Annotated in this window: 2 protein-coding genes; one reads left to right on the top strand and one right to left on the bottom strand. The window is 38.4% G+C overall.

Features of this window, described 5'->3' with window-relative positions:
* Positions 1 to 389 precede the first annotated feature (389 nt).
* Positions 390 to 803: a hypothetical protein gene (locus tag ACESK1_RS13215; protein ID WP_372920639.1), complete on the top strand. Its 414-nt coding sequence runs from the start codon at positions 390 to 392 to the stop codon at positions 801 to 803.
* A 298-nt stretch (positions 804 to 1,101) separates the two neighbouring features.
* Here ACESK1_RS13215 and ACESK1_RS13210 read toward each other — a convergent pair.
* On the bottom strand, positions 1,102 to 1,915 hold an 814-nt coding region (locus ACESK1_RS13210; protein WP_372920638.1), incomplete at its 5' end, for an ImmA/IrrE family metallo-endopeptidase.

Raw genomic sequence — 1,915 nt, 5'->3', positions numbered from 1 at the left:
GACTCCTACGCTGAAGCTTAAGCGGCGGGTGATTGCAGAGAAGTATGGGGATCTGATTAATGGGATGTATGGAGGATAAGACTTTACACCTCAACCAGTAGTCTTACGATAAACCTTCGCGGTTTTGGTTTATAGCTATGATAGTGGAAAGTGGAATTTTAGTCGGTAGGCTTTGGACGTTAGACGGTAGATTTCTTTTGCTGTGATAAATTGGAGGTTTCCAGGAAAAATTATCTTTCTGCCAGTTTACTGCGTATTTTTCTAAAATCAAAGGCATAAAAATCATCCTTAAATTAACGGTTCCTGCTGTCGTTTCGTCGGGATTTATGATAAATAGTTATATTAGTCTTAAAATAACAAGTGCAAACTTTGAAAACAACAGGAAAATTATGAAAAAAATATTACTTGTGATTCTTTTGGGGCTGGTGGTTGGTTCGTGTTCAACAGAAGACGACGTTTCCGAAAAAACCACGAATCACGATATTGTCTTTTCGGTTAGTTCAACAGATAACAGCCGCTTATCGAATATAGATTTCAACATTTTGGGCAGCGAGCAGGAGGTGAAGCATTCCTCTTATAGTAACACCCACCTGCCTTTATCCAGGACCTTTCTAAACCATAAGGTCAACATGTTCACGAACCTGGGAATTGGTTACACCGATAATTCAGGTGGCGCGGTTGGAGAGTCCTTTGAACCCTATACAGTAACTTTGGAAATAAGAGTTGATACGGAAGTAAAAGCCGAAAAGGACATCACTATAACGGAATCCGGGCAGGTGGATTTTGTAACCTTTTCTTTTTGATCCCGGCAATTCTTTTAAAAACAGCTCCCCCTACTGGTTAAAGAGGTTTTCTAAATCCTGAATCCAGGTTCCGGGATCAGGTTTAAAAATTGACTGGAGTTTTTGAAAAGCTTCTTCCTTCTTATTCATCTTTTTGCTTTTTTACTACTCCTAAATTTTTAATTAACTCAGGTAAATTAACCTGTGGTGCACCCCGCATATATCAACATTTCCGTAACCTTTGTATAAATCGGGTTAACACCTTAATCCCGCAACCGGCAACACTTAAACTAATTGATCGATTTCCAGATCTGTATTTTTACTTCCCACTCAACTCCACCTTTTCAAAAAACTCATTACCCATACCATAAGGTATGTACTTTAAATGCTGCAGTCTACCTATAATACAAGCCGGGTGGGTTACGAACTTTTGGGCGAAGTCTTTGATTTTTTCAGCATCCAAATTTTCTGTTTCCCATATCTCTTTTACCTGGGCGTCTGATAAGATCCTTTGGGAAGCAAAATCATTGGCTTCTTCTTCATACTGTAGATTTTCTCCTTCATAATCAACATTCTCCAGGGAAATGTATTTTTTACCATGCATAAGAATGTGACCAAGCTCGTGGAAAAAGGTAAACCAAAATATATCATTTCGTTTAAACCTCCCGCTTAACTGTATAAGTGGTGTTTCATTTATCCATCTTGTGGAACCGTGGATTGCGGTTTTTGGTAAGCAGGGAGTATGTACCAGTTTCACTCCGCTTTTCAGGCACAATAATCTTAATTGTTCGAAGAAGTCATCGGGGTGTGATGCCATTAAGTTTTTAAATTCCGGTAAACTCTTTTTTAATGCTGCTTTATTAAATTCCCGGTTTTTCAATTCCTCTGCCTGCAATTCGCCTTGTCTTAGCCAGGCAGCAATTGCGGTGGCATTTTTATTTCCTTTTAAGGAAATTCGGAAAGCTACTTTCGTTCTTTGATAAAAATAGTAATCTTCAAATCCTTTCTGATTTGCAACCCGAAAGAATTCAAACAGATGAACTACTTTCTCTTTGATCTTTTTTGTTTTCGGTACCCATCCAAAATTTGCCATTTGAGCATAAGGAAAATTCTTTGCCCAATCTGTAGCATCC

The sequence above is a fragment of the Salegentibacter sp. genome (assembly GCF_041642575.1).
Taxonomy (GTDB): Bacteria; Bacteroidota; Bacteroidia; order Flavobacteriales; family Flavobacteriaceae; genus Salegentibacter.
Note: the sequence above shows the minus strand (reverse complement) of the source record. Positions and strands in the feature narration are given on the sequence as shown.

What these genes read in the sequence shown, in the direction of transcription:
- ACESK1_RS13215 (WP_372920639.1), top strand. Translation starts at nt 390, where the DNA reads ATGAAAAAAATATTACTTGTGATTCTTTTGGGGCTGGTGGTTGGTTCG.